Below are 24,423 nucleotides of genomic sequence, written 5' to 3' on the forward strand. Positions count from 1 at the left end.
GCTTTGGCCAGATATAGGCCATCTCGCCCTCTTTTCGCAAATGACCGATTTGACGCTCCCCAGCAAAGCCCTGACACGACCGACGGCGCCCGCACTGCTTGCCTGGTATGACCGGCATCACCGCGAGTTGCCCTGGCGGATTTCGCCCTCAGCGGCGAAGCGCGGCGTGACGCCGGATCCCTATTACATCTGGATGTCCGAAGTGATGCTGCAGCAGACGACGGTTGCGGCAGTGAAGGCTTATTTCGCCAAGTTCATCGCCCGCTGGCCAACGGTCAAGGATCTGGCCGATGCGCCGAACGAGGACGTCATGGCCGCCTGGGCGGGGCTCGGCTATTATGCCCGCGCCCGTAACCTGAAGAAATGTGCGGAGGCCGTGGCCTTCCAGCATGGCGGTGTCTTTCCCGATACCGAAGAGGGTTTGCGCGCGCTTCCCGGCATTGGCGACTATACCTCGGCAGCGGTTGCGGCGATCGCCTTCAACCGGCCATCGGCTGTCATGGACGGGAATGTGGAGCGGGTGATCTCGCGGCTCTTTGCGATCGAGGCGCCGCTTCCGGGATCGAAACCGCAGATGAAGGCAAAGGTGGCGGAACTCACGCCGACCGATCGGCCGGGGGACTTTGCCCAGGCGATGATGGATCTGGGCGCTACGATCTGCACGCCCAAGCGGCCGGCCTGTGCGCTCTGTCCGTTCAACGATGCCTGTCTGGCGCTCGCCACCGACGAGCCTGAGCGTTTCCCGGTCAAGGCCGCCAAGAAGGCGAAGCCCGTGCGGCTCGGGGCCGCCTTCATCGCGGTGGATCGCGACGGACGGCTTCTGTTGCGCAAGCGCGTGGAGAGCGGGCTCCTGGGCGGCATGACCGAGGTGCCGACAACGGACTGGACCTCGCGACAGGACGGAGAGACGGGGACAGAGGCAGCGCCCTTCCCGGCCAACTGGCAGGCGGCGGGCAGCATCTCCCATGTCTTCACGCATTTCGAACTGCGGCTCTCGATCTTCCGAGTCGGGCCGATCGACCGTCCATCTGTTAATCACGGTTTCTGGGTGCCGGTCACCGAACTTGATGGGGAAGCGCTGCCAACTGTCATGAAGAAGGCAATTACGGCCGCTATTCCAACCGCCTTTCCAACTCCTAAGGGCTAAGACATGACCGAAATCCGCCATATCGTCTTCGACATCGGCAAAGTGCTCATCCACTACGATCCGAACCTGCCTTTCTCGCGGATCATCCCGGACGCCGACGAGCGGGCGGATTTCTTCGCGCGGGTCTGCACCCATGACTGGAACATCGAGCAGGACCGCGGGCGCAGTTGGGCCGATGCAGAAGCGCTGCTGATCAACCAGTTTCCGGAACGGGAAGAGCATATCCGCGCCTTCCGGAAATACTGGGCCGAGATGGTGCCTCACGCCTATGACGACAGCGTTGCCATCATGACCGGCCTGATCGATGCGGGTCGGGACGTGACCATGCTCACCAACTTTGCAGCCGACACCTTCACCGAGGCGCGGAAGATGTATCCGTTCCTCAACCTGCCGCGCGGCGTCACGGTTTCGGGCGAAGTCGGGCTGATCAAGCCTGATGTGGCGATCTACAAGCGGCATGTCGCGGATTTCGGCCTGTCGCCCGAGCATTCCGTCTTTATCGATGACAGTCTGCCCAATGTCGAAGGCGCGCGCGCTGCCGGCTGGCATGCGGTGCATTTTACGGGGGCGGAAAAGCTGAAGGCGGATCTGCAGGGGCTGGGTGTCAGCGTTTAATCATCCGCACGAAGGCGCATCGGGCGGCGGCTGAGGCGGCCGCTCCTTTGCTTCAGCCGGGTCGTTCGACCAATTCCACGCGGCGGTTCATGGCGCGACCCGGCTCGGTCTGGTTGCTGGCGCGCGGTGCCAGCATGCCCATTCCGGCAGCGGCGAGGCGTTCTTTCGAGATGCCCGCCGACACCAGGGCGGCCATGACCGCTTCAGCCCGCTCTTGTGACAGCGACAGGTTCGTCTCGGCATCCCCGATCCAATCGGTATGGCCGACGATATAGACCTTCAGCCCCGGGTTCGAGGTCAGGAGCTTTGTCATCTCGGCGATCGCCGGTGCGGCGTCGGGCGACAGGTTGGCGGTGCCGAAGTCGAAATAGACATTGTCGAGGGCTATATGCCCCTCGTCCGAGATCCCCTTGGCCATGGCTGCGGCATCGATCATGCGGGTTTCGAGTGCGGAAGACGTGACGAAATCCAGATGGACAGCCGTGCGTTCTGATGCATTTTCCGCAAGTGGTGCTTTCTGGTTCTGCGCAACGTAGAGCGCTAGATGGCGCGTACCATCCGCCGAAACGGCTGCCATGTAATGCTCGCCATCCTTGATATAGAGCGCGAACTCCGAGGCAGTCCCCAGATTGCGTAGCCTCCGATTTGCCGGATAGATGACCACCTTGCCCAAGAGGGCATTGTTGCTGCCGCAGGCTCGGCCGGCACATTCGAACAGGGGCGAAAAACCGGCGCCTATCAATGATGTGCGATAGTTGAGAAAGACGTCGGCAGCACTTGCGCCTTCCGGAGCGACATAGAGGCGACGCTGCAACTGACCTTCGACTGCCTTGAGTTCGGAGGGGGCCCGACCCTTCATCGGGCCGACTGGCAGATCAAAGCGCACAAAGCCGGCGTCTTCCGCGCCGTAGAGGCAGGCACCTTCGTAGACGGCCATGTCCTCAAGCGGGGCAAAGCCGTCCAAGGTCGGACAGGTTTCCGCAGACGCATTATGCGCCAATCTCAGAAGCGCGAATACAAGAATGGCGAGGAATTTCCTGGAAAGCCGGACCATGCTGCACCTCTGACCGGGCAATCCCCCAATGGCCTGCCGCCCGGCCGGATGGTGGCGTGTGCACAACGCCTGATCAAGTGTTTCCTATCACTCGGCATGCGTTTCCGGCATGCAGAACACGATCCAGGACAAAATGGGAAGATGGAGGGGGTCGGGAAACACCAGGCTCTGGGCGTAACGGCCTGAGAGTGAGGCGCTGGCGCGGGTGGAGTTGGCGGACCCCTGCCCGCGCCAGATCGATCTCAAGAGATCGAATTCAGCCCGATTAAAAGCTTCGACTTGCACGAAGCTGATCACAAGTATGTGATGTTATTCTAATATTTTTATTGTGGTACTCCACCGGCGCGCGGAGACGCGCCGGCTGCTCGCTGTGTGAAACTGCTTATTCCAGGCCGCCCATGCGGCTGCGGATGACCGCGCGCAAGTCGTCGATCGGCTTCAGGGCGCCCTTCTCTTCGACATGCCAGAAGGTCCAGCCGTTGCAGGCATCCATACCCTGGACGCGGGCGCCGACGCGGTGGATGGAGCCGGCCTCGCCGTTTGCCGTCAGCGTGCCGTCGGCGCGGATGATGGCGGAGTGGCGGCGCTTGGCATCGGTCAGGACCTGGCCGGGCTTCACGAGACCGGCTTCCAGCAGAACATTGAAGGCGACGCGGGGCTCGGCCTTCTTGCCGGTGAGGACGGTCAGCTCGACCTTGCCCAAAGGCTCAACGGCGGCGATGCGGGCCGAGGCTGCATCGATATAATCCTGCTCGCGTTCGATGCCGACGAAATGACGGCCGAGACGCTTGGCGACTGCCCCTGTCGTGCCGGAGCCGAAGAAGGGGTCGAGCACGATGTCTCCGGGCTTGGTGGAGGCCATGATAACGCGGGCCAGCAGAGCTTCCGGCTTCTGGGTCGGATGGACCTTCTTGCCGTCGTCGCCCTTCAGGCGCTCACCGCCCGAGCAGATCGGGAAGAGCCAGTCCGAGCGCATCTGCACGTCGTCGTTGGAGGCCTTCATCGCATCGTAGTTGAAGGTGTAGCCCTTGGCCTTCGGATCGGGCGAGGCCCAGATCATGGTTTCATGGGCGTTCTGGAAACGGCGGCCCTTAAAGTTCGGCATCGGGTTGGTCTTGCGCCAGACGATGTCGTTGAGGATCCAGAAGTTAAGATCCTGCAGCGTCGCGCCAACGCGGAAAATGTTGTGATAGGAACCGATCACCCAGATCGTGCCCGTCGGCTTCAATACGCGGCGGCAGGCCAAGAGCCAGGCGCGGGTGAAGGCGTCATAGGCTTCGAACGAGGCGAACTGGTCCCATTCGTCATCGCAGGCATCGACGAGCGACTGGTCGGGACGATGCAGGGCGCCGCCGAGCTGAAGATTGTACGGCGGATCGGCGAAGATGACGTCGACGGATTTGTCGGGAAGGGCTTCGAGGGCGGAAACGCAATCGCCCTTGATGATGCTGTCGACCCAGGCGAGCGGGTCGGACGAACGGCGGAGTTCGGCAATCGGAAATACAGAAGCCATCGGATACTCACTCTTACGCTGACGCAGCACGGGATGTGAGGCTTATGGTTACCGAACTTGGTTACCGAAGGGTGAAGAGGGGCTGAGAATTTATGTGGGGGTGGGATGTGGGGCGGCATTTTGCGGAGGCGGAAACTGCAACACTCACGGCAGCTAGGTTAAGAGCTGCAGTAAGATCGATGGATTGCTCAGCAACATACCTACGATCAAGCCAGCCGCACCGAGGCCGATGGCGCCTGCAAGGCCGTGCGTCTGCAAACCTATGTAGGCTCCCACAGCGCAGGCAGTTAGCATAACCGTTGATGTCCAGATGATGCCTAGAAAATGCAGCCAACGAGATTTTGAAGGCTCTGTCTGTTCTGTCATCAGCTTGTCCAAGACCTCTCAATCTCAACCTAGAGCATACGCGCAAGCGCTGACACTGAAATTTATGGTCAGCCGCCTCCATTGTTAGATAGGAACTGGGGCCGAACTTGCCTTCCCCCACCGGGTATTATATGTTGGTACAAGCAAGGAGAAGCGCTTATGTCCCGCAATACGTCCGTGACGCTCGGTGACCATTTTACCAGCTTCATCAACGAGCAGGTGGAGACCGGACGTTACGGCTCCGCGAGCGAGGTCATGCGGGCAGGACTTCGGCTGCTCGAAGAACACGAGGCCAAGGTCAAGGCGCTGCAGGATGCCTTGATTGAAGGCGAACAGTCCGGCGAGCCTCGACCCTTTGATTTTGAGGCCTTCAAGGCGCGCAAGCGAGCTGAGTTCAAAGGCAAATGAAGGCGCTCGCGCTTTCGCCAGCCGCAGAAGCCGATATTGACCAGATCTGGGACTATACAGCCGAGATATGGGGCGCGGACCAAGCCGACGCCTATACGGATAAGATCCGCACAGCCTGTGTCCGGCTTGCCTCAGGCGTCTTACGAGGTCGCCCGGTGGATGTTCGTGCAGGCTATCTGAAACAGTCCGTCGGATCGCATGTGATCTATTTTCGGGACAAGAAGGACAGAATTGAAGTCCTTCGTATCCTGCATCAGAAGCAGGATGTCAGCCGAAACCTGCTGAACTAAGAATTTCCCCCTCATCTCGGCGCAATAAGTTGCACCTGAACGCTGCGCGCCACCTTCTCCCCGCTGGGGAGAAAAGGACCGCTACCGCCCCGCATCCCAGGCCTTCACCACCGCCTTCTTGGCCTGCGCCCGCCATACGCGGGTGAGGTTTTCCCGCGCCCATTCGATATCGAGCCGATCCGGGCGGGCGAGCACCAGCCGATGGGGCCGGTGGTGGTCGGTGGTGAAGAAGGTGTCGGGGTCCATCTCGATCAGGTGGTCGCGCTCCTCGAAGGGGACCTTGAAGACCGGGCAGTCGTGGATCGGGTTCCAGAAGAGCATAGCCTTGCCGTTGACCTTGAAGGACACGGCTCCCCAGGAGGTGGTTTCCTCCGTTGTCGGCAGAGCGAGGATGATCTGGCGCAGCACATCAAGGGTGATCATGGCGGGAGCCTCCGGGCGAGTAATCTGCCAGAGGTTGCGGGACCTGTCATCTTCTGGGCAGCCGCCCCTTGTCCGACGCTGCCCGTCCCCTCTCACCGCCAAGCTGGGCTAATAAGTGCCCTTGCCGACCTCAGGGCGCGACGCGCACGCCAGCATAACCTCCATCCGCGACATGATCGCATAGGCCCGCCCATTCGCAGCCGGAACAGGCGGTGCGGATCTCGCCGGTGGCGAAGGTCTTCCGGAGGCGGGCGAGCAGTGCGACTGATGGCGTGAGGCGGGTGCCTGGCGGAAGCGGGCTGCCGAGGAGACGGGCGACGGCGTCTGCTGCTGCCCGGTCCCGCTCGACAACGCCTGGCCCGTAGCAATGGGCCTCCGGATCTGCGGTGAGCGGGCCGCAGATGTCGTCCGGCCCCGCCACCAGCTCGATCTCCTCGCCGGCCGAAAGACGGGCGGCAATCGCCTCGTAATTCTCGACGAAGGCGGGAGAATAGCCCTTGCCGACATAGGTCAGCATGCAGAGCAGGTGGTGGGCGCGGAGCCGGACGGTCATGCGTGTTTCAGTCGGTTATCACAAACTCAGAGGTCGAGCGGCTGTGTGTTGCGGCGAGCAAGCGCCATCAGCAGGGCGGCGGCGAGTGCGGATTTCAGCACGGCACCCAGGATGAAGGGTGTGACGCCGAGAGCCAACCCCTTTTCGGCACCGATGAGATAGCCGAGCCAGGCGCCGCCGATCGCAAGGCAAAGGATGTTGCCGGAGAGATGGGCGAGGAAGCTCTTGATCACATGGCTGCCCGTCCAGCCCTTGTTCGCGAGATAACCGGCAAGTGCAGCGATCATCGGGAAGGCTGCGAGGTAACCGGCCGTCGGGCCGACAAAAGGCGCGAGACCGCCGCTGCCACCGGCCAGAACCGGCAGGCCCATCATGGCTTCCCCCAACCAGGCCAGCACGGTCAGCGCGCCGAGGCGCCAGCCATAGAGTACGCCGATCATGGTGATGGCGAGGGTCTGCAGGGTGATCGGCACCGGCACCATGGGCACCGATATCTGCGAGGCGAGTGCGAGCACACCTGTCCCGAAGAGGAGAAGCGCGGCCTGCATGGGCAGTGATCGGCCTGAGATGCCGAGCGGATCGAAACCGCGGACGGCGGGCGCGAGGATGGTCGTCATGGGCAATCTCCATTTTATAGATAATCTGAAGTGACGGAGAGTCTTTTATCTATGGAATCAGGTGCTGCCAAGGCGGCAGGGGGAGGGATCTTGAGGGAAAATTGTTAAATTAGGGATCAGATTTGCCGATCGCAGCGCGATCTGGCATCAGCCATTCAAGTTTATCTATAATTTTTCGCTGGGGAATGGACCTTCCCGCTCACCCTTCCCTATCCCCGGGCGAGAGGGTGCCGGCATGCGAATGAGGGCCGAAAGCTGCAAGCGCGACACCCATCTCCCCCTTGGTGGGGGAGAAAGCGATTTCGATGAATTAGGCGAGCGCAAGCCGCCTAAACATCAGAAATCGCAAGTGAGGGGGTCGGTTATGTCGTGCCCGCTGCACCGATCCCCTCACCAGCAAAATCTGAAGTTTAGGTGGCTTCCGCTCACCTAAACCTTCGATTTTGCAACCTCTCCCACAAGGGGAGAGGTGGGAACTGGGCTACCCGTCCTTCGCCCAGATGGGCAAGGCCGAAAGCCTCACCCCCACCCACCGCTTTGCGGCGACCTCCCCCTCAAGGGGAGGTGCGTCTCGGCGTCCCGGCTCGGCGAGGCTCACCCGACGATGGCGAAGCCTTCGGTCTCTGCGCGGCCCGGAACCGGCATGGGCGCGCGGCCGATCCATTGGACGTGGCGCTCCAGGATGCGGGCGGCTTCCGCAGCATCGCCGGATTTCAGCGCTTCGAGGATGGCACGGTGATCATGGTCGGTGCGGGCTTCCCAGGTGGCACGCCAGGCGACGAAGAGGAAGCGGGCGGAGACTGCATGCAGGTCGTCGATGACGGAGAGAAGGCGCGGCATGCCGCAGGTGGAGACAATCAGGCGGTGGAAGCGGCGGTTGGCTTCCTCCCAGGTGCGAACATCCTTGGCGTTGTCGGCATCAGCCGCGGCCTGTTCGGCAGCGGCCAGCACATCGACCGTGAGGTTCGGGGCAGCGTGGCGCAGCGCCAGAACCTCGAGGGCGGCGCGCATCTCGGCCACTTCGCGCACCTGTTTCAGGTCGAAGCTTGCGACACGCACGCCGCGACGGGGAATGCTGACGACGAGGCCTTGCGCTTCCAGCCGCCGGAAAGCCTCGCGCACGGGCACATGGCTCGCGCCGAATTCCTCGGCGATATGATCCTGGGCAAGGCGCGAACCGGGCACGAGTTCGCCATGGATGATACGCTCCGCCAGCGCACGGCTGATGCGGCTCGCAATCGTATCCTCCGGAGAATCTTCGGGCTTTTTCGGCATGGGTTCCTGCATAGTCAGCGGCTGCCGGCTTGTCGAGGGAGAGGCGGAATGCGCGTCAGTCGAGCGCCCGCAAGATCGCCTGCCAATCCTGCCGACCGCCGAGAATGCGCAAGATGGTCACCTGCCCTTCGAGATCGAGATAAACGATCAGATGGCTTCGAAAGGGATAAATCCGCACTGGCGGCGTGAACTCGAGACGCTGGCGATGCAGCGCGGGAGACTGGGCTACTCGCTCGAAGGCCAGGACGAGTTCGTCGAGATAGTGATCAGCCCGGTCGGGGGACCAGGTTTCAGCGCCATAGGCCCAGACGCTTTCCAGGTCGCGCAGGGCTTCAGGCGCGATCGTATAACCGCGACTAGCGGGCGCCATGGCTCTCGCGCATCCGCCGCTTGAAGGCTTCGGGATCGAAAGTTTCCGGCGGACCGCTTTCGATCCCCTTGGTGATGGCAGCCTGAAGCTGATCAAAGGCTGCAAGGCGCTCCTGGTCCTTGCGAATGAGGTCGCGAATGTAGTCGCTGGCATTGCCGTAGCGACCGCTCTCGGCCTGGCGCTCGACCCAGGCCTTCATCGGATCGGGAAGGGATACGTTCATCGTTGCCATGGTCTGCCTCCAGTCATGCGACCAAGATGGCGGCAATGGCAAAGTTTGTCAAAGCCTTCCCCTCACCATGCCTTGCGCGACTATCCTCCGGCGCCTCGGCGCGATCGTCGAGGCCGTAGTCGCGCAGGACATCGGCGACGCGGAGGCGATAGGCGGCGAAGACGCCGCCGCGCCCAGCGGCCTGGGCGGCGCGGTGTTCTTCCGTTTCGCGCCAGCGGCGGACGGCCTCCTCGTCGCGCCAGAAGGAGAGCGACAGGAGCTTGCCGCGGGTCGTCAGGCTTTCGAAGCGCTCGACGGAGAGAAAGCCGTCCATCGTTTCCAGATGGGTGCGCAGTTCTCCGGCCAAATCGAGATAGCGGTGGCGCTCGCCGATGAAGGGGATCACCTCGAAGATGACGGCGATCATGGCTGGACCTTCAGGGACGCCGGGCTGGAGACGTTCTTCAGGAAGAGCCGGTCTTCCTCCAGGATGAAGCGGGCGTTTTTGGCAAAGTCGTAATTGGCCTTGCCGAGCGGATCGGCGGCGAGCCGTGCGCGGTAGGCTTCATAAGCTGCCAGGTTTTCGATGTTGTAGATGCCATAGGCCGTGGTCGCAGACCCCTCATGCGGGGCAAAATAGCCGATGAGATCGGCGCCGCAGCGGGGGATCGCTTCGCCCCAATTGCGGGCATAGGTGGCGAAGTCGTCGCGGCCGAAGGGGTCGATGCGATAACGGATGATGCAGGTAATCATGGAGGGCTCCTCGTGGTTGACGAGGTGGGTCTTGCCACGGCGCCGAGAGCTGATGCTTCGATCGCGGTCGAAGTCTCGCCGGTGTTTTCCATGCTTTCATAGTTCGACCGGGATCGAAGCATTGGCTACACTGGTCCTGCAGAATGCTGTCACCTCAAGGAGACGAACATGGCGGAAGGACCTGATATCGCGCGGATTGCCTCGTTGATCGGCGATCCTGCGCGCTCGAACATGCTGCTGGCACTGCTTGGCGGGCAGGCGCTGACGGCGACGGAGCTTGCGGGGGCAGCGGGCGTGACACTTCAAACTGCGAGCTCGCATCTGTCGAAGCTCGAAGAGGGTGGTCTTTTATCCCAGCGCAAGCAGGGGCGGCATCGTTATTTCGCGCTGGCCGACGGCCATGTCGGGGCGATGATCGAGAGCCTGATGAGCTTTTCGGCCACGCGCGGCCATCTGCGCCATCGTGCGGGCCCGAAAGAGCCAGAGCTGCGCAAGGCGCGGATCTGCTACGACCATCTGGCCGGGGACTATGGCGTGCGCATGCTGGACAGCCTGATCGCACAAGGGGCGATCCGCGCCGAGGACGAGGCGCTGACGCTGACGGGCGACGGTGAGGTCCTGTTGCGGGGTCAGGGGCTCGATATCGGCAGCCTTCGAGCCAAACGGCGGCCGCTGTGTCGGGCGTGTCTCGACTGGAGCGAAAGGCGCACGCATCTGGCCGGCGCTCTCGGTGCGGCACTTCTCTCGCATTTTTTGGAGCGGGGCCATGCGAGGCGGGCGGAGGAGAGCCGGATCATCCGGTTTTCGCCTGATGGCGAGCGGCGGTTTCTGGCGATGTTTCCGGCAGCGGACTGAACGGGGAACTACGCGCGCATCGGCGTGGGAGGGGGCATTGCTGCCCCCTGCCCTTGTCATTCAGATGTCTTCGATGAATTCGACTTCGCCACTGGCGATGTCATAGACCGCTGCCACGACGCGGACCGCGCCCGAGGTCACGAGTTCGCTGACGATATGGCTTTCATCGGCGATGCGACGAGCGCCGGAGATTGCGTTCAGACGGACAGTCTCGGCGACGAGCCCCTCCCCCTTGTCCTTGGCGGAAAGCACGACGGGGAGGATCGGCTGGACCATCTTGCCGATCGAGCCACCGGGCACTGCACCCTTGGTGACTTCATCGCAGGCGGCGGTGACGGCACCGCATTTGCTGTGGCCCATGACGACGACCAGCGGCGACTTCAGATGTTCGGTTCCGTATTCGATCGTGCCGAGCGCACCGGTGTCGAGCACGTTGCCAGCATTGCGGATGACGAAGAGTTCGCCGAGGGTCGAGCCGCCGAAGACCAGTTCAGGGCTGACGCGACTGTCGGAACAGGTGAGGATGGTCGCCCAGGGATGCTGGCCGCCAGCCAGTTCGCCGCGGACCGAAACAAGATTGGAGGCGCAGGCCTCCGCGTCCTCGACGAAACGCCGGTTGCCTTGCTTCAACCGCGCGAGCGCGTCTGCCGGCGTCGTCACCGGAGAGGTGGCGGGCGCTGTCGTGGCGGCGCGCGCGGGCGCACTGCCGATGAGGGCGGCGGTGGTCAGGCCGACGCCGGCGAGCTTGAAGAGGTTGCGACGGTTAAGGCCTTGCGTTTCGCATTCCTGGCACATGCTGGATGTCCTGTTGATGATGGGGTGGCCGGACGGCCGAGGGCAAACTCGCTCGCCGATCCCGGCGAAATTGTGATATGTCAATATTATGATCTATAATTAATGTTTTGCGCCGCAGAGGTTGCGGGAATGCGTTTCCATTGCATCCAGAAGGCGCTTTTAAAACAAACCTACCGTATGGTATGTTTATTCTCGATCGTAACCCAAGGATGTGTTTATCATGAGCCCCGCCCTCACCGCCTATGGCGCGCTTGCCGCCGCGATCGTACTGGAAGTCATTGGTACGACGCTTTTGCAGAAGTCGGCGCAATTCACCAAGCTCCTGCCGACGGCCGGCATGGTGATGTTCTACGTGGCCTCCTTCTATCTGCTGTCCCAGGCGCTGAAGGGCATGCCGCTCGGCATCGCCTATGCCATGTGGGGCGGGCTCGGCATCGTTTTGACCGCTCTCATCAGCGTCTTCTATCTCAAGCAGAGCCTCGACCTCGCAGCCTTGGCCGGCATCGCCCTGATCGTCACGGGCGTGATCGTGATGAACACGCTGTCGAGCACGGTGTCGCACTGATGGCGGCTTCCCCTCCGCCGGCCGACGGAACCTTGTCTGCCCATCACCGCAAGAAGCAGCCGGAGCAGGTGCGACGGGCGCTGCTCGATTGCGCCGCCCAGATCGCGGCGGAAGACGGGGCAGCCGCGATCACCATCCAGGCGGTGGCGACACGGGCGGGCGTCACCAAGGGCGGCTTGCTGCATCATTTCGACAGCAAGCAGGCGCTCCTGGCGGCCGTCTTCAAGGATCTGCTCGACAAGATGGATCAGGAAATCGACCGGACGCTGGCGGATGATCCGGCCTCGCGCGGACGCTTCACGCGAGCCTATGTGCGCGCCTGCTTCTCCGACCGGCTGCTGGGCGACCGCAGCCTCTGGGGCGCGCTGTCGGTCGCGATCGTCTCGGAGCCTGCGCTGCGCGCGCTGTGGTCGGCCTGGCTCGACCAGCGCATGGCGCGGCATGCCGAAACCGACGGTGATCCGAGGCTCGTTGCCGTGCGGCTTGCCGCCGACGGTGTATGGCTTGCGGACATGATGGAGAAGGACGGCGGCCTGAAGCGCTACCCTCAGGATTTCGAGGCCGTGCTGCTGGCGATGGCTGAGGCTTGAGACCAGGCGGCCCCCGCGACCTTCCGCACGGCAGACCTGCATGACGCGTGATTGTCCTTGCCCTTCCGATCGTGTAGGGAGCGACTTTCCCTGGACCACATGACGGATGTTTCCATGAGCGGCTTCGACCTCACCCTTTTCGATTGCGACGGCGTGCTCGTCGATTCCGAGATCATCGCGGCCAAGGTCGAGTCGAAGCTTTTGACGGAAGCCGGTTACCCGATCTCGGTCGAGGAAATGGGCGAACGCTTTGCCGGCATGACCTGGAAGAACATTCTTCTGACGATCGAGAAGGAAGTCGACATTCCCCTGTCGGCGAGCCTGATCGACAAGTCGGAACAGCTGCTCGACCAGAAACTTGCGCGCGAGGTAAAGGCGATCGAGGGCGTGCAGTATGCGCTGTCCCGGATCACTGGCCCGCGCTGCATCTGCTCCAACTCGTCCTCGCATCGCCTCGACATGATGCTGACCAAGGTCGGGCTCAAGGAATTCTTCGCGCCGCATATCTATTCGGCCAAGGATCTCGGCGCCGACCGCGTCAAGCCGAAGCCAGACATCTTCCTGCATGGCGCGGCACAGTTCAACGTCAGCCCGTCCAAGTGCATCGTGATCGAAGATTCGGTGCATGGCGTGCATGCGGCGCGCGAAGCCGGCATGCGGGTGATCGGCTTTACCGGCGCCTCGCACACCTATCCTTCGCATGCGGACAAGCTGACCGATGCGGGTGCGGAAACGGTCATCGCCCGCATGCAGGACCTGCCGGGCGTGATCGCGGCCATGGCCGAATGGGAAGGCGTTTTCTGAGCCAGACCAGCTCGGTCATTACGTCCTGATCGTCAGGGCGCCTGGCATGATTTCCGCGACGAAGCCGCCGCGGACCGGAGCTTCGCCGTCGACATCGATCGGAAAGCGGGCGGCGTCTCGCGGTCGAACCTCCACCCGACGGCCCTTGTGGAAACTGAGGAGCGGATGGCCGACATGACCGGCCTTATGCAGGCGTCCCAGTAAATTCAGAAGACCGAAGACACTCTCTTCGCGCATGACGGCAATGTCGAACAGGCCGTTGGCGACATCGGCATCCGGCGTTATGTGCATGCCGCCGCCGAACCAGCCGCCATTGGCGATCGCCGTCAGGGCGAGCTTGCCGTGATGCACCCGCATCCCATCGATCAGCACCTCGAAGTCATAGGGCCGGTAGCGCAGGATCGCGAGTGCTGAATGGACGAGGAAGCGCAGCGGGCCGTTGAGTATGCGCATGCGACCCGGCGCGTTCACAGCCTCGACGATCTCGCCGGAAATGCCGACACTGGTGATATTGGCGAAGTAGCGGCGTTGCTCTTGGCCATTGGCATCGTGGCTTGTCAGGAGCCCGGCATCGATGCGGCGCAGAGGCGCGTTGGCGATATGGTCGGCAAGGGCCGCGGGATCAGCCGGAAGCCCGAAGTTGCGGACGAAATCACAGCCCGTGCCGATCGGCAGGAAGGCGAGCGGCATATCGGGGCGCGAGGAGGTCAACACGCCGTCGACGACATCGCTGATCGTGCCATCACCGCCTGCAACCAGCAGGAGATCGTAGGGACCTGCGGCAAGCTCGCGGGCAAGCCTGCGAGCGTCGCCACTGGAGCGGCTCTCGTGGATCTCCATATCGGGAAAATGTCTGCGGAAGGCGGCGGACAACGGCGCCCATTGCTTCCGGCCCAGACGACCGCCCGCAATGGGGTTTCTCACGACTGCAATTTTCAATCAGGTCTCCCCCGGAAGGCACCCCATTTAGGGCACTTCCACGCGCGCAAATGCCGGCTTGCGAATGTTCCCCACGGCAAGCGTCGGGTCGCAAACTAGCATTCGGCGAGGCGCGAGAGCAAGGCGAGGCGGCTCACCCGGACTATGCCTTGCACAGGGTTCGCGAGGCGTTCAGCCCTGCTGCCACCTGTGCGTCGAGGCGATGTGCCGGTTGCTGAGACGTGGCTCGCCGAAGAGCTTCTGGCGCAGCGGTCCCTGGCGATATTCCGTCTTGTAGAGGCCGCGCTCCTGCAGGCGGGGGACGACGAGTTCGATGATGTCGTCAAAGCATTCCGGCACGACCGTGCGGGAGAGGTTGAAGCCGTCGACGCCGGTGTCTTCGACCCAGTCGACCAGCCATTCGACCACCTGGTCAGCCGAGGCGACCAGCGGCGGCTGGCGGCTGCCGAGCACCATCTGCTCGATCAGCTTGCGCTTGGTCCATTGCGGCCCTGCGGCGCGGTCCATGGCCTTGATGTTGGAGGTGATCGCCTCGCTCTTGCCGGTCTCGACAGGCTCGTCCATGTCGAACTTGTCGAAGTCGATGCCCATGGATGCGGCAGCATGGGTGAGTGCTGCCTCGGAGCTGACATAGCGCTTGTAATCCTCGAACTTGTCCTGCGCCTCCTTCTCGGTGCGGCCGGTGACGATGGTGGCGCCGAGGAAGACCTTGATGTCGTCTCCGCTCCGGCCGAAACCTTCAGCCCTCGCCCTGATATCGGTGACGATCTCGCGCACGCCCTCCTTTTTCTGGCCGTTGACGAAGACGCATTCGGCATGGGTGGCGGCGAACTGGCGACCGCGCGGCGAAGAACCGGCCTGGTAAAGCACTGGGGTGCGCTGCCGCGAGGGCTCGCTCAGATGATAGGCATCCACCTGGTATTGCCGTCCATGATGGTGGACGGGGTGGACACGCGACGGGTCAGCATAGACCTGCGCGGCCTTGTCGGCGACCACGGCGGCATCTTCCCAGCTGCCTTCCCAGAGCTTGTAGACCACCTCCATATATTCATCGGCGAGATCGTAGCGATCGTCATGGGCCATCTGGCCATCGAGACCAATCGCGCGGGCCGCGCTGTCGAGATAGCCGGTGACGATGTTCCAGCCCATGCGGCCGCCGGTCAGGTGGTCCAGCGTCGCCATCCGGCGGGCAAACAGGAATGGCTGCTCGTAGGTGAGGTTCGCCGTCACGCCGAAGCCGAGATGGCTTGTGACCGAAGCCATGGCCGGGACGAGCATCATCGGGTCGTTGACCGGCACCTGGACTGCACCACGCAAGGCCGGCGCGGGGCTGCCGCTCAAGACGTCATAGATGCCGACGACATCGGCGAGGAAGATGCCATCGAAGAAGCCGGCTTCCAGGCGCTTGGCATAATCGGTCCAGTAGGCGAGGCTGTTGTATTCCATCGACCGGTCGCGCGGATGCGACCAGAGGCCCTGCTGGATGTGGCCGATGCAGTTCATGTCGAATGCGTTGAAATGGATCTGGCGTGCCACTTGTATTTCATCCCTCTTCCATGGCTCGATAGACTCGATGGCTTGTGGACGCCCCGTCATCTATCTTATGTTCCCGTCCACTATAGAAGACGCACAAGACAGATTTGGCAAGGGCTGAGATGAACGATACGGCAGGTAAGTTCGAGAGCCATGATGAGCATCGCCAGGCGCGGGCCATCGCCGAGCGTGTGCGGCTGGAACGCGATAGCCGCGGCTGGTCGCTGGCGGAGCTATCCGTGCGGTCCGGCGTGTCGAAGGCGATGATCAGCAAGGTGGAGCGCTGCGAGGCAAGCCCGACGGCCACGGTGCTCGGGCGCTTGTCGGGCGCATTCGGCCTGCCGCTTTCAGTGCTGCTGGCGCTTGCCGAACGGGAGGGAGACCAGTTGGCCCGCCATGCGGAACAGCCGGTCTGGACCGATCCGGATACGGGCTATACGCGCCGCACCCTGTCTCCCGCCAATGGCGGCCAGCTTGAGCTTCTGGAGGTTGTGCTGCCGGCTGGAGTCAAGGTGCCCTACCCGGCTTCCGCTTTCAGCTTCCAGCATCAGCAGATCTATGTTCTCGAGGGAAATCTCGACTTCATCGAGGGTACACGCAGCCATCGGCTTTCGACCGGCGACTGCCTGCAGCTCGGCGCGCCCGCTGACTGTGTCTTCATCAATGCCAGCGATCGCGCGATCCGCTATCTGGTGGCGCTGACGCGGCGGGTGTAGGCGCCGATCTTCGGATTCGGCGCCTATCGTTAGGAACTTACTTCTTCTTCGGCTGTTCGAAGCCGATGAACACACGGGTCATGCCGGAGACATTGCCGGGCACGTTGATCGCCTTGGTGTAGACGAACTGGGTCGGCGTGTTCACGTCGGCAAGCGATACCGGATACTGCTCAAGTTCGTTGAAGACTTCCTGGCCGCCATCGGTGACGGTGACGCGGACCGGCAGGTTGATCGTGCCGGCCTTGCCCTGCGGACCGGAGACGAGACGTCCCTGGATGAGCGCGTTGACGGTGAGTGTGGTCTCGGTGCGGGCGCAAGAGCGCGTCGAGTCGGCGAGCGAGGCCTGGAACACGACCTGCTCTGCATCGCCTTCCTTGCCCCGGGCATAGGAGCGATAGACAGCGGTGCCGTCACGGAGCGAAATCTGGGGGCAGAAACCCTGTACGAAAGCCTGTTGGGCCGGCGCTGCGGCGGGCGTCGCGGCAGCCGGTTCAGAGGACGAAAGCCCAAGACCGCCACCGAGGCTGCCGGCATTGCAACCCGAAAGAACCATCATCAGCGAAACGGCGACAACACCGCGCGACACGTTTACAGACACGAGACTTCACCTTCCGCATGCTCGGCCAAAGGCCGAAAAACAGTCAAACTTGAGGCTTTTCAGCGCCCTCGCGGATGGTCTATACCAGCGGCCACGACAAAAATCGATTGGGTAGCCGGCAATTTGCGTCAAATTTCAACCGGTCCTCAACCTCAGGCCTGCGGGCCGGCTCCGGCAAGGCCGCTTGCGATTGCCGGGCTTGCGAAATCTTGGCGAGCGCACTGGCGCAAACGGGCAAACCTCACTATCCGAAACGCCATAGATTTGACGGCGGCTTCGGCTCCGACTTTTTGAACGATAGGGATGAGCGACGTGGAATATATCTCGACCCGCGGCGAGGCTCCGAGCCTCGGCTTTTGTGACGCACTTCTGGCAGGCCTTGCCCGGGACGGCGGGCTCTATGTGCCGCGCGAATGGCCGCAGATGTCGAAAAAGACGATCCGCGGGTTGCGCGGCAAGTCTTATGAAGAGGTCGCCTTCGAAGTCCTGCTTCCCTTTACCAATGGTGAGATCGAGCCGGAGATCTTCCGTGGGATGATCGACGAGGCCTATGCGACCTTCAAGCATCCGGCTGTCGCGCCGCTGGTACAGACCGGGCCGAACGCCTTCGTGCTTGAACTCTTCCATGGCACGACGCTCGCCTTCAAGGACGTGGCGATGCAGCTGCTCGCCCGCCTGATGGACCATGTGCTGGAAAAGCGCGGCGAACGGGCGACCATCGTCGGCGCCACCTCGGGTGATACGGGTGGAGCCGCCATCGACGCCTTTGCTGGCCGCGCCCGCACCGACATCTTCATCCTCTTCCCGCATGGCAAGGTCTCGCCGGTGCAGCAGCGCCAGATGACCTCGTCGAAGGATGCGAACGTGCATGCCATCGCTCTTGAAGGCAATTTCGACGACTGCCAGAACCTGGTGAAGGCCATGTTCAACGACGTCGCCTTCCGCGACCGCGTCAAGCTTTCCGGCGTGAACTCGATCAACTGGGCGCGCATCATGGCGCAGGTGGTCTACTACTTCACGTCTGCCGTCGCGCTCGGCGCACCGGACCGCAAGGTGTCCTTCACCGTGCCGACAGGCAATTTCGGCGACATCTTCGCCGGTTACGTCGCCAAGAAGATGGGCTTGCCGATCGACAAGCTGGTCATTGCCACCAATGACAATGACATCCTGGCGCGCACGATGAAGACAGGCCGCTACGAGATGAAGGGTGTGTCGGCAACCACCTCGCCCTCGATGGATATCCAGATCTCGTCGAACTTCGAACGCCTGCTGTTCGAGGCCTATGGCCGCGATGCATCCGCCATCCGCTCGGCGATGGAAGGGCTCAAGCAGTCCGGCTCTTTCGAGATCAAGCAGGAGGCCTTGAAGTTCATCCGCAAGGATTTTCGCGCTGGCCGCGCGACGCAGAAGGAAGTGGCAAAGACGATCCGGGCCGTGCTCGACGAGACCGGCTATCTGCTTGACCCGCATACCGCCGTCGGCGTGCATGTCGCGAAGAAATTCGAGAAGCCGCAGAGCCCGATGGTGGTGCTCGCGACCGCCCATCCGGCGAAATTCCCGGCGGCAGTAAAATCGGCCTCCGGTATTGACCCCGCGCTTCCGACATGGCTTGCTGATCTGATGGACAGGGAGGAGCGCTTCGAAATCTTGCCCGCGGACCTTAAAGCCGTCGAAAGCTTTGTCGGCGCACATGCCCGTGCGGACAGTTGAGAAGCGCAGAAAGACGGACCATGAATGTTGAGTGCACCCGGCTTGCCTCGGGTTTGACTGTTGTAACCGAGAACATGCCGCATCTGGAAAGCGTGGCTCTCGGCACCTGGATCAAATCCGGATCGCGCAACGAGACGGAGGGCGAGCATGGCATCGCGCATCTGCTCGAGCACATGGCTTTCAAGGGCACGAACAAGCGGACCGCCCGGCAGATTGCCGAGGAAATCGAGAATGTCGGCGGCGAAGTGAACGCCGCGACCTCGACCGAGACCACGTCCTATTACGCCCGCGTGCTGAAGGACAATGTGCCGCTCGCGGTTGATATTCTTGCCGACATCCTGACCGACAGTGTCTTCGACGAAGAGGAACTGGAACGCGAAAAACACGTCATCCTGCAGGAAATCGGCGCTGCCGACGACACGCCTGATGATGTGGTCTTTGATCGCTTCTCCGAAGAGGCCTATCGCGGCCAGACCATCGGGCGCAGCATTCTGGGCACGCCTGAAACGGTGCAGTCCTTCTCCAGCGACCAGATCCGCGCCTATCTCTCGCGCAATTACACGACCGACCGGATGTTCGTGGTTGCGGCCGGCAAGGTCGACCACGACGCCTTCGTCAAGCAGGTCGAGGAGCGCTTCGCCTCACTGCCGACGACCCCATCGGCCACGCCGGTCATGGATGCGGCCCGCTATACGGGCGGCGAGTCACGCGTTGAACGCGACCTCATGGATACTCAGGTCCTGCTCGGCTTCGAGGGCAAGGCCTACCACATGCGCGACTTCTACTGCTCGCAGATCCTGGCCAATATCCTGGGCGGCGGCATGTCGTCGCGTCTCTTCCAGGAAGTGCGCGAGATCCGCGGTCTCTGCTACTCGGTCTATGCTTTCCACTGGGGCTTTTCCGATACCGGCATCTTCGGCATCCATGCCGCGACCGGCGGCGAGAACCTGCCGGAACTGGTGCCTGTTATCATCGACGAGCTGCGCAAGTCTTCCGAGCGCATCGACCAGCAGGAAATCGAGCGCTCGCGGGCGCAGATCCGTGCGCAGCTGTTGATGGGCCAGGAAAGCCCGGCTGCCCGCGCCGGCCAGATCGCCCGGCAGATGATGCTCTATGGCCGCACCATTCCGAACCAGGAGATGATGGAGCGGCTTGCCGGCATCACCACCGAACGCCTGACCGACCTCGCAGGCCGCCTGTTCTTCGACACGGCCCCGACACTCTCGGCGATCGGCCCTGTCGAACACCTGGTTTCGCTTGATGAAATCGCAGGCGCCCTCACCCAACAGCCGGCCGGTATCCGCAAGGCTGTCGGCTGAACGCCGCATCCAATGAACAGGACCGGCGGGATCTTCGCCGGTTGTCGCTCGGGGATTGACCATGACGCGTTCGGTCTTTCGGTTTTTGTCCCGGCAGTCGGACATGCCGGAGCTTCACGGCGACCGGCATATGCTGCGCCTGCCGCGCTTTCGCGATTTCGAGCCATGGCACCAGTTGCGACGGGAGAGCCGCGCCTTCCTGCAGCCGTGGGAACCCCTGTGGCGTCCGGATGAACTCACCGAGCGGGCCTTCCGGCAGCGCGTCCTGCGTAATGAACAGGAATTTCACTCCGGCATGGCGGTGCCATTCTTCCTCTTCGACAGAGAGGAAAACACCTTGCTGGGCGGGCTTACCATCGGTCTTATCCGGCGCGGTGCGGCGCAAAGCTGCATGATCGGCTACTGGATGGGCGAGCGCCATTCGCGGCAAGGCCACATGTTTGCCGCACTTCAACTGGCTATTCCCTACATCTTCGGGCCACTCGAGTTGCACCGTATCGAGGCAGCCTGTATTCCGGACAACGTCAACAGCCTGAGGCTACTCGAAAAGACGGGATTTGAGCGGGAAGGTCTTTTGCGCGACTATCTTAAAATCAACGGGGAATGGCGCGACCATCTGCTCTACTCCCGGATCGGCGCTCCGAAGGCGCGGAACGGCAAGACGTCCTCATGACACATACCGCAAACCGATTGCGCGCCGTGCCTCGCCTGGCCGCTCTCTGCATGGCTGCGTTCGCAGCGCTTTATGTCGGGCTCGCTGCCTCGGCGGCACTGGCCGTCGAACCCGTGAAGATCGCGCGTGACGACAATGCGCTGGATCTAACGGCGACGACCGAAATTTACACGAACCAGGGTGAGGCCTTCCAGGTTTCCACCGCGGCCGGTGCAGACGGCATCCGCCGACGCATCGAGGTGCGCTCGTCCACCGAAGGGCACCAGGGCGACTGGGCCGTCTTTGCGCTTGCCAACGTCTCGGAAGAGCAGCTCGAGCGCGTGATCGTCGCGCCGCATTTTCGCCTGTCGGGCTCCCGGATGTTCTGGCCGGATCTGGGCTCGCAGCGCATCATGGCGATCACGCCATCGGAAGGCTTTGCGCTCGACCGCGTGCCGAGCCCGGATGCCGACGTGTTCCGCATCACGCTGAACCCCGGCACGGTCATCACCTTCGTCGCCGAACTCGCGACGCCGGAATTGCCGCAGATCTATCTCTGGGAACCGGATGCCTACAAGGACACGGTCAACGCGTTCACGCTCTATCGCGGCATCGTGCTTGGTATTGCCGGCCTGCTCGCGGTGTTCCTAACCATCCTCTTTGTCGTCAAGGGCACGTCCATGCTGCCGGCGGCGGCAGCGCTCGCCTGGGCAGTACTCGCTTATATCTGCGTCGACTTCGGCTTCCTCGAAAAGCTGATCTCGCTCACCGCGTCTGATGTTCGAATATGGCGCGCCGGGGCCGAAGTTGCGCTCGCCTCATCCCTGGTCATCTTCCTCTTCACCTACCTCAATCTCAACCGCTGGCACGTGCATCTCGGCTATGCGACCCTTGCCTGGATGCTGGGTCTGACGGTGCTGTTCGGCGTGGCGATCTTCGACCCTTCGGTCGCAGCCGGTATTGCGCGCGTCTCCTTCGCGCTGACGGGCGTGGTCGGGATCGGCCTCATCATCTATCTCGGCATCAACCGCTATGACCGCGCCGTGCTTCTGGTGCCGACCTGGGCACTGATCCTGGTCTGGCTGTTCGGCGGCTGGATGACGGTTACCGGCCAGCTCGACAACGATATCATCCAGCCGGCGCTCGGCGGCGGGCTGGTTCTGATCGTTCTCCTGATCGGCTTCACGGTCATGCAGCACGCCTTTGCCGGCGGCGCCTATCAGCAGGGCTTGTTCTCCGATCTCGAGCGCCAGTCGCTGGCGCTGACCGGCTCTGGCGACACCGTGTGGGACTGGGATGTAGCGCGCGACCGCGTGGTGACGAGCCCGGATGTTTCCATCAGGCTCGGACTTTCGCCAGGGACGATGCATGGACCTGCGCGCAACTGGCTGCCACGCCTGCATCCCGACGATCGCGACCGTTTCCGCGCCACGCTCGACGTGCTGCTTGAACACCGCAAGGGCCGCCTCAGCCACGAATTCCGCATTCGCGCCGAGGATGGCCACTTCCATTGGCTGAAGATCCGTGCGCGGCCAGTGCTGGGATCGAACGGCGAAGTCATCCGCTGCGTCGGCACGATCATCGACGTGACCGAGCAGAAGAACTCGATCGACCGGCTGCTGGTCGATGCCATGCATGACAACCTGACGGGCCTGCCGAACCGCGAGGTCTTCCTCGACCGGCTGCAGGCGATCCTTTCGCTCGCCTCGACATCCGAGAGCGTGCGCCCGACCGTACTCGCCATCGACATCGACCGCTACAAGCAGGTGAACGACGCGCTCGGCATCGCTGCCGGCGACAATATACTGATCGCGATCACGCGGCGCCTGCGCCGCCTGCTCAAGCCACAGGACACGCTGGCGCGGCTTTCCGGCGATGAGTTCGGCCTGATCCTGGTCTCCGAAAAGGACCCTGCCAAGATCGCCGACTTTGCCGATGCGGTCTCCAAGGCAATCATGGTGCCGCTCAACTTTGCCAATCGCGAGATCAGCCTGACGGCCTCGATCGGCCTTGTTTCCTGGGTGGACCAGCAGGAGAGCGCTGCAAGCCTGCTCGCCGATGCGGAGCTTGCCATGTACCGGGCGAAGCGCACCGGCGGCAATCGCGTCGAGCCCTTCCGTCCGGCCTTCCGCACCGTTAGCACCGACCGGCTACAGCTGGAGACGGATCTGCGCCGCGCCATCGAGCGCAAGGAACTGTCGATGGCCTATCAGCCGATCGTCAAGCTCGCCAATGGCGAGATTGCCGGCTTCGAGGCCCTGATGCGCTGGGACCACCCGAAGCGCGGTACGATCTCGCCGACCGAGTTCATTCCGATCGCCGAGATGTCTGACCTGATCGAGCCGCTTGGCATGTTCGCGCTGGAACGGTCATCCAGCGACCTGATGGAGTGGGAACGCCAGACGGGCGAGCTGCCGATCTTCGTCTCGGTCAACCTGTCGTCGGCCCAGCTGATTTCGAGCGAGATCTACAACGACATCCGCGCCATGCTGGTAAAGACCCAGTGCGATCCGAAGCGGATCAAGCTGGAGCTCACCGAAAGCGTGGTGATGGAGAACCCGGAACAGGCGCGCCTGATGCTGGAGAAGCTGAAGGACACGGGCATCAGCCTGGCGCTCGACGATTTCGGCACCGGCTATTCCTCGCTTGCCTATCTGACCCGCTTCCCCTTCGACACGATCAAGCTCGACAAGGCGCTGGTCTGCGACCAGTCGGACAAGAAGTCCGTGCTCCTGCGCTCCGTCGTCTCGATGGCGCGCGGGCTCGACATGCAGGTGGTGGCCGAGGGCATCCAGACCGACCAGGATGCTGCCGATCTTGCGATGATGGGCTGCGACTTCGGCCAGAGCTACCTGTTTGGCCCGCCGCTCGGGTCGGAATCGGTGCTCAGGCTGCTCAAGGAGCGGTTTCCGCTGATGAAGCGGGCGTGAGGCGGAAGCGCTTCACGTACGCTGGAGGGCGACGTGAAGGCCGAGGCCGACGAGGATTGCGCCCCCTGCCCTTTGCAGATTGCGTTGCAGTGATGAAACCCGCGCCAGGCGTCTGGTGACGGTGCTGGCCGCGAGAACGCAGGCCACGTCGGCGATCGTGAACATCACATTGACCAGCGTTCCCAGGATCACGAACTGTAGCCAGACGGGGAAGCTCGCAGCAGGATCGATGAACTGCGGCAGGAAGGCGAGGAAGAAAATCGCCGTCTTCGGATTGAGCACCTCGACCAGCATGCTTTCCAGGAAAGCACGGCCCGTCGACTTCTGCGCCAGCAGCGCGACCGGAGTTTCGCCAACTGCCCGCGCCGCGCGAAACATGCGAACGCCGAGATAGATAAGGTAAGCAGCCCCTGCCAGTTTCACCGCCAGATAGAGCGTTGGGACGACATGGAAGAGCACCGACAGACCCGCGGCTGCGGCCACCACATGCACGTAACATCCGACATGAATTCCTGAGGTCGCCATCAACCCCGCGCGGCGGTCCGCTGCGAGCGTCCGGGCTGCGACATAGAGCATGGCGGGGCCCGGGATGAAGGCGAAGATGGCGGTGGTGATGAAGAAGGCGATGAGGATGTCGGTGGAGGGCATGGGGTGGTTTCACTGTGATCTGAGCATTATGGCCAGACGGTGGGAACATTGACCCCTCAGGTGGCGAGATGCAAGCCTTGCAACCGGGTCGACGACAAAGCATGGGCCAGTTCCGCAGGATTTGCCGGTCCAGGACGTGCAAGACTTCAGACACATTCAGCACGCCAGGGGGTT

29 protein-coding genes are annotated in these 24,423 nt (G+C 62.6%); 13 read left to right on the forward strand and 16 right to left on the reverse strand.

Going from position 1 to position 24,423, the window contains the following annotated elements; genetic code table 11:
* The first annotated feature begins 40 nt into the window (after window positions 1–40).
* Both mutY and AC02Y0_RS13165 read left to right on the forward strand, forming a co-directional pair.
* The gene (gene mutY, locus AC02Y0_RS13160) at window positions 41–1,147 is read left to right on the forward strand and encodes an A/G-specific adenine glycosylase (RefSeq protein WP_476379361.1); all 1,107 of its coding nucleotides are present in this window, start codon (window positions 41–43) and stop codon (window positions 1,145–1,147) included.
* A gap of 3 nt (window positions 1,148–1,150) precedes the next feature.
* A complete protein-coding gene (locus AC02Y0_RS13165) occupies window positions 1,151–1,762 on the forward strand; it encodes an HAD family hydrolase (RefSeq protein ID WP_476379363.1) in 612 nt (203 codons plus the stop codon).
* Between the two features lie 52 nt (window positions 1,763–1,814).
* Here AC02Y0_RS13165 and AC02Y0_RS13170 read toward each other — a convergent pair whose 3' ends face one another.
* The 3 genes from AC02Y0_RS13170 to AC02Y0_RS13180 form a co-directional block, all read right to left on the reverse strand.
* Window positions 1,815–2,816, reverse strand: a complete 1,002-nt coding sequence (locus AC02Y0_RS13170; RefSeq protein ID WP_476379364.1) for an OmpA family protein — start codon at window positions 2,814–2,816, stop codon at window positions 1,815–1,817.
* A 382-nt stretch (window positions 2,817–3,198) separates the two neighbouring features.
* Window positions 3,199–4,329 carry a site-specific DNA-methyltransferase gene (locus AC02Y0_RS13175; RefSeq protein WP_102019540.1) on the reverse strand — a complete coding sequence of 377 codons (1,131 nt, stop codon included), beginning with the start codon at window positions 4,327–4,329 and terminating at the stop codon, window positions 3,199–3,201.
* A gap of 153 nt (window positions 4,330–4,482) precedes the next feature.
* Window positions 4,483–4,695 carry a hypothetical protein gene (locus AC02Y0_RS13180; RefSeq protein WP_476379365.1) on the reverse strand — a complete coding sequence of 71 codons (213 nt, stop codon included), beginning with the start codon at window positions 4,693–4,695 and terminating at the stop codon, window positions 4,483–4,485.
* A gap of 159 nt (window positions 4,696–4,854) precedes the next feature.
* Between AC02Y0_RS13180 and AC02Y0_RS13185 the strand changes: the two genes are divergently transcribed.
* Both AC02Y0_RS13185 and AC02Y0_RS13190 read left to right on the forward strand, forming a co-directional pair.
* Entirely contained in the window at window positions 4,855–5,103 is a 249-nt protein-coding gene (locus AC02Y0_RS13185; protein WP_476379366.1) for a type II toxin-antitoxin system ParD family antitoxin, read from the forward strand.
* Window positions 5,100–5,393: a type II toxin-antitoxin system RelE/ParE family toxin gene (locus tag AC02Y0_RS13190; RefSeq protein WP_476379367.1), complete on the forward strand. Its 294-nt coding sequence runs from the start codon at window positions 5,100–5,102 to the stop codon at window positions 5,391–5,393. The genes AC02Y0_RS13185 and AC02Y0_RS13190 overlap by 4 nt, the downstream gene beginning before the upstream one ends.
* A gap of 81 nt (window positions 5,394–5,474) precedes the next feature.
* Here the strand turns inward: AC02Y0_RS13190 and AC02Y0_RS13195 are convergent, their stop codons facing one another.
* The 8 genes from AC02Y0_RS13195 to AC02Y0_RS13230 all read right to left on the reverse strand — a co-directional run bounded on the left by AC02Y0_RS13195 (window position 5,475) and on the right by AC02Y0_RS13230 (window position 9,595).
* Complete coding sequence (locus tag AC02Y0_RS13195) at window positions 5,475–5,816, reverse strand: MmcQ/YjbR family DNA-binding protein (RefSeq protein ID WP_476379368.1); 342 nt, start codon at window positions 5,814–5,816, stop codon at window positions 5,475–5,477.
* A gap of 130 nt (window positions 5,817–5,946) precedes the next feature.
* Window positions 5,947–6,369: a DUF1284 domain-containing protein gene (locus AC02Y0_RS13200; RefSeq protein WP_476379370.1), complete on the reverse strand. Its 423-nt coding sequence runs from the start codon at window positions 6,367–6,369 to the stop codon at window positions 5,947–5,949.
* A 26-nt stretch (window positions 6,370–6,395) separates the two neighbouring features.
* The gene (locus AC02Y0_RS13205) at window positions 6,396–6,986 is read right to left on the reverse strand and encodes a biotin transporter BioY (protein WP_476379372.1); all 591 of its coding nucleotides are present in this window, start codon (window positions 6,984–6,986) and stop codon (window positions 6,396–6,398) included.
* A 594-nt stretch (window positions 6,987–7,580) separates the two neighbouring features.
* Complete coding sequence (locus tag AC02Y0_RS13210) at window positions 7,581–8,261, reverse strand: GntR family transcriptional regulator (RefSeq protein WP_476379373.1); 681 nt, start codon at window positions 8,259–8,261, stop codon at window positions 7,581–7,583.
* 55 nt (window positions 8,262–8,316) lie between these two features.
* Window positions 8,317–8,631 carry a type II toxin-antitoxin system RelE/ParE family toxin gene (locus AC02Y0_RS13215; RefSeq protein WP_476379374.1) on the reverse strand — a complete coding sequence of 105 codons (315 nt, stop codon included), beginning with the start codon at window positions 8,629–8,631 and terminating at the stop codon, window positions 8,317–8,319.
* A complete protein-coding gene (locus AC02Y0_RS13220; protein ID WP_006728090.1) occupies window positions 8,618–8,863 on the reverse strand; it encodes a type II toxin-antitoxin system ParD family antitoxin in 246 nt (81 codons plus the stop codon). The genes AC02Y0_RS13215 and AC02Y0_RS13220 overlap by 14 nt, the downstream gene beginning before the upstream one ends.
* 13 nt (window positions 8,864–8,876) lie before the next feature.
* Window positions 8,877–9,269, reverse strand: coding sequence for an antibiotic biosynthesis monooxygenase family protein (locus AC02Y0_RS13225; protein ID WP_476379375.1), 393 nt, complete (start codon window positions 9,267–9,269; stop codon window positions 8,877–8,879).
* Entirely contained in the window at window positions 9,266–9,595 is a 330-nt protein-coding gene (locus tag AC02Y0_RS13230; RefSeq protein ID WP_476379376.1) for an NIPSNAP family protein, read from the reverse strand. Before AC02Y0_RS13230 ends, AC02Y0_RS13225 begins: the two co-directional genes overlap by 4 nt.
* Before the next feature lie 168 nt (window positions 9,596–9,763).
* Between AC02Y0_RS13230 and AC02Y0_RS13235 the strand changes: the two genes are divergently transcribed.
* Window positions 9,764–10,450, forward strand: coding sequence for an ArsR/SmtB family transcription factor (locus AC02Y0_RS13235; RefSeq protein ID WP_476379377.1), 687 nt, complete (start codon window positions 9,764–9,766; stop codon window positions 10,448–10,450).
* A gap of 60 nt (window positions 10,451–10,510) precedes the next feature.
* On the opposite strand, the gene AC02Y0_RS13240 is transcribed toward AC02Y0_RS13235, so the two are convergent.
* Window positions 10,511–11,245, reverse strand: a complete 735-nt coding sequence (locus AC02Y0_RS13240) for a carbonic anhydrase (protein WP_476379378.1) — start codon at window positions 11,243–11,245, stop codon at window positions 10,511–10,513.
* A 220-nt stretch (window positions 11,246–11,465) separates the two neighbouring features.
* Between AC02Y0_RS13240 and AC02Y0_RS13245 the strand changes: the two genes are divergently transcribed.
* The 3 genes from AC02Y0_RS13245 to AC02Y0_RS13255 all read left to right on the forward strand — a co-directional run bounded on the left by AC02Y0_RS13245 (window position 11,466) and on the right by AC02Y0_RS13255 (window position 13,204).
* On the forward strand, window positions 11,466–11,810 hold the full coding sequence (locus tag AC02Y0_RS13245; protein ID WP_112241825.1) for a DMT family transporter: 345 nt from the start codon (window positions 11,466–11,468) through the stop codon (window positions 11,808–11,810).
* Window positions 11,810–12,400, forward strand: coding sequence for a TetR/AcrR family transcriptional regulator (locus AC02Y0_RS13250; protein WP_476379379.1), 591 nt, complete (start codon window positions 11,810–11,812; stop codon window positions 12,398–12,400). The genes AC02Y0_RS13245 and AC02Y0_RS13250 overlap by 1 nt, the downstream gene beginning before the upstream one ends.
* Before the next feature lie 114 nt (window positions 12,401–12,514).
* Window positions 12,515–13,204 carry an HAD family hydrolase gene (locus AC02Y0_RS13255; protein WP_476379380.1) on the forward strand — a complete coding sequence of 230 codons (690 nt, stop codon included), beginning with the start codon at window positions 12,515–12,517 and terminating at the stop codon, window positions 13,202–13,204.
* 18 nt (window positions 13,205–13,222) lie between these two features.
* Here the strand turns inward: AC02Y0_RS13255 and AC02Y0_RS13260 are convergent, their stop codons facing one another.
* Both AC02Y0_RS13260 and AC02Y0_RS13265 read right to left on the reverse strand, forming a co-directional pair.
* Window positions 13,223–14,143: a diacylglycerol/lipid kinase family protein gene (locus AC02Y0_RS13260; protein ID WP_476379381.1), complete on the reverse strand. Its 921-nt coding sequence runs from the start codon at window positions 14,141–14,143 to the stop codon at window positions 13,223–13,225.
* Between the two features lie 171 nt (window positions 14,144–14,314).
* Window positions 14,315–15,679 carry an LLM class flavin-dependent oxidoreductase gene (locus tag AC02Y0_RS13265; RefSeq protein WP_476379382.1) on the reverse strand — a complete coding sequence of 455 codons (1,365 nt, stop codon included), beginning with the start codon at window positions 15,677–15,679 and terminating at the stop codon, window positions 14,315–14,317.
* Window positions 15,680–15,798: 119 nt separating this feature from the next.
* Between AC02Y0_RS13265 and AC02Y0_RS13270 the strand changes: the two genes are divergently transcribed.
* Entirely contained in the window at window positions 15,799–16,392 is a 594-nt protein-coding gene (locus AC02Y0_RS13270; RefSeq protein ID WP_102019525.1) for a helix-turn-helix domain-containing protein, read from the forward strand.
* 37 nt (window positions 16,393–16,429) lie between these two features.
* Here AC02Y0_RS13270 and AC02Y0_RS13275 read toward each other — a convergent pair whose 3' ends face one another.
* Window positions 16,430–16,990 (reverse strand): hypothetical protein, encoded by a 561-nt coding sequence (locus AC02Y0_RS13275; RefSeq protein ID WP_102019524.1) that lies wholly within the window; start codon window positions 16,988–16,990, stop codon window positions 16,430–16,432.
* A 303-nt stretch (window positions 16,991–17,293) separates the two neighbouring features.
* On the opposite strand from AC02Y0_RS13275, the gene thrC reads away from it, so the two are divergent.
* From thrC to AC02Y0_RS13295, 4 genes are all read left to right on the forward strand, one after another.
* Window positions 17,294–18,700, forward strand: a complete 1,407-nt coding sequence (thrC, locus tag AC02Y0_RS13280; protein WP_476379383.1) for a threonine synthase — start codon at window positions 17,294–17,296, stop codon at window positions 18,698–18,700.
* Window positions 18,701–18,720: 20 nt separating this feature from the next.
* Window positions 18,721–20,019, forward strand: coding sequence for a M16 family metallopeptidase (locus AC02Y0_RS13285; protein ID WP_476379384.1), 1,299 nt, complete (start codon window positions 18,721–18,723; stop codon window positions 20,017–20,019).
* A 61-nt stretch (window positions 20,020–20,080) separates the two neighbouring features.
* A complete protein-coding gene (locus tag AC02Y0_RS13290) occupies window positions 20,081–20,692 on the forward strand; it encodes a GNAT family N-acetyltransferase (protein ID WP_476379385.1) in 612 nt (203 codons plus the stop codon).
* Window positions 20,689–23,601, forward strand: a complete 2,913-nt coding sequence (locus AC02Y0_RS13295; RefSeq protein WP_476379387.1) for an EAL domain-containing protein — start codon at window positions 20,689–20,691, stop codon at window positions 23,599–23,601. Before AC02Y0_RS13290 ends, AC02Y0_RS13295 begins: the two co-directional genes overlap by 4 nt.
* A gap of 12 nt (window positions 23,602–23,613) precedes the next feature.
* On the opposite strand, the gene AC02Y0_RS13300 is transcribed toward AC02Y0_RS13295, so the two are convergent.
* The gene (locus AC02Y0_RS13300; protein ID WP_476379388.1) at window positions 23,614–24,249 is read right to left on the reverse strand and encodes a LysE family translocator; all 636 of its coding nucleotides are present in this window, start codon (window positions 24,247–24,249) and stop codon (window positions 23,614–23,616) included.
* Window positions 24,250–24,423 lie beyond the last annotated feature (174 nt).

The sequence above is a fragment of the Allorhizobium sp. nf9_anc genome, assembly GCF_056323085.1.

Excerpts from the sequence above, each read along its gene's own strand:
- AC02Y0_RS13170 (WP_476379364.1), bottom strand. The coding sequence starts at position 2,816 with ATGGTCCGGCTTTCCAGGAAATTCCTCGCCATTCTTGTATTCGCGCTT.
- mutY (WP_476379361.1), top strand. The coding sequence starts at position 41 with ATGACCGATTTGACGCTCCCCAGCAAAGCCCTGACACGACCGACGGCG.
- AC02Y0_RS13250 (WP_476379379.1), top strand. The coding sequence starts at position 11,810 with ATGGCGGCTTCCCCTCCGCCGGCCGACGGAACCTTGTCTGCCCATCAC.
- AC02Y0_RS13225 (WP_476379375.1), bottom strand. The coding sequence starts at position 9,269 with ATGATCGCCGTCATCTTCGAGGTGATCCCCTTCATCGGCGAGCGCCAC.
- thrC (WP_476379383.1), top strand. The coding sequence starts at position 17,294 with ATGAGCGACGTGGAATATATCTCGACCCGCGGCGAGGCTCCGAGCCTC.
- AC02Y0_RS13175 (WP_102019540.1), bottom strand. The coding sequence starts at position 4,329 with ATGGCTTCTGTATTTCCGATTGCCGAACTCCGCCGTTCGTCCGACCCG.
- AC02Y0_RS13270 (WP_102019525.1), top strand. The coding sequence starts at position 15,799 with ATGAACGATACGGCAGGTAAGTTCGAGAGCCATGATGAGCATCGCCAG.
- AC02Y0_RS13240 (WP_476379378.1), bottom strand. The coding sequence starts at position 11,245 with ATGTGCCAGGAATGCGAAACGCAAGGCCTTAACCGTCGCAACCTCTTC.
- AC02Y0_RS13210 (WP_476379373.1), bottom strand. The coding sequence starts at position 8,261 with ATGCCGAAAAAGCCCGAAGATTCTCCGGAGGATACGATTGCGAGCCGC.
- AC02Y0_RS13220 (WP_006728090.1), bottom strand. The coding sequence starts at position 8,863 with ATGGCAACGATGAACGTATCCCTTCCCGATCCGATGAAGGCCTGGGTC.
- AC02Y0_RS13195 (WP_476379368.1), bottom strand. The coding sequence starts at position 5,816 with ATGATCACCCTTGATGTGCTGCGCCAGATCATCCTCGCTCTGCCGACA.
- AC02Y0_RS13235 (WP_476379377.1), top strand. The coding sequence starts at position 9,764 with ATGGCGGAAGGACCTGATATCGCGCGGATTGCCTCGTTGATCGGCGAT.
- AC02Y0_RS13180 (WP_476379365.1), bottom strand. The coding sequence starts at position 4,695 with ATGACAGAACAGACAGAGCCTTCAAAATCTCGTTGGCTGCATTTTCTA.
- AC02Y0_RS13285 (WP_476379384.1), top strand. The coding sequence starts at position 18,721 with ATGAATGTTGAGTGCACCCGGCTTGCCTCGGGTTTGACTGTTGTAACC.
- AC02Y0_RS13245 (WP_112241825.1), top strand. The coding sequence starts at position 11,466 with ATGAGCCCCGCCCTCACCGCCTATGGCGCGCTTGCCGCCGCGATCGTA.
- AC02Y0_RS13190 (WP_476379367.1), top strand. The coding sequence starts at position 5,100 with ATGAAGGCGCTCGCGCTTTCGCCAGCCGCAGAAGCCGATATTGACCAG.
- AC02Y0_RS13185 (WP_476379366.1), top strand. The coding sequence starts at position 4,855 with ATGTCCCGCAATACGTCCGTGACGCTCGGTGACCATTTTACCAGCTTC.
- AC02Y0_RS13230 (WP_476379376.1), bottom strand. The coding sequence starts at position 9,595 with ATGATTACCTGCATCATCCGTTATCGCATCGACCCCTTCGGCCGCGAC.
- AC02Y0_RS13165 (WP_476379363.1), top strand. The coding sequence starts at position 1,151 with ATGACCGAAATCCGCCATATCGTCTTCGACATCGGCAAAGTGCTCATC.
- AC02Y0_RS13300 (WP_476379388.1), bottom strand. The coding sequence starts at position 24,249 with ATGCCCTCCACCGACATCCTCATCGCCTTCTTCATCACCACCGCCATC.
- AC02Y0_RS13215 (WP_476379374.1), bottom strand. The coding sequence starts at position 8,631 with ATGGCGCCCGCTAGTCGCGGTTATACGATCGCGCCTGAAGCCCTGCGC.
- AC02Y0_RS13255 (WP_476379380.1), top strand. The coding sequence starts at position 12,515 with ATGAGCGGCTTCGACCTCACCCTTTTCGATTGCGACGGCGTGCTCGTC.
- AC02Y0_RS13205 (WP_476379372.1), bottom strand. The coding sequence starts at position 6,986 with ATGACGACCATCCTCGCGCCCGCCGTCCGCGGTTTCGATCCGCTCGGC.
- AC02Y0_RS13200 (WP_476379370.1), bottom strand. The coding sequence starts at position 6,369 with ATGACCGTCCGGCTCCGCGCCCACCACCTGCTCTGCATGCTGACCTAT.
- AC02Y0_RS13295 (WP_476379387.1), top strand. The coding sequence starts at position 20,689 with ATGACACATACCGCAAACCGATTGCGCGCCGTGCCTCGCCTGGCCGCT.
- AC02Y0_RS13290 (WP_476379385.1), top strand. The coding sequence starts at position 20,081 with ATGACGCGTTCGGTCTTTCGGTTTTTGTCCCGGCAGTCGGACATGCCG.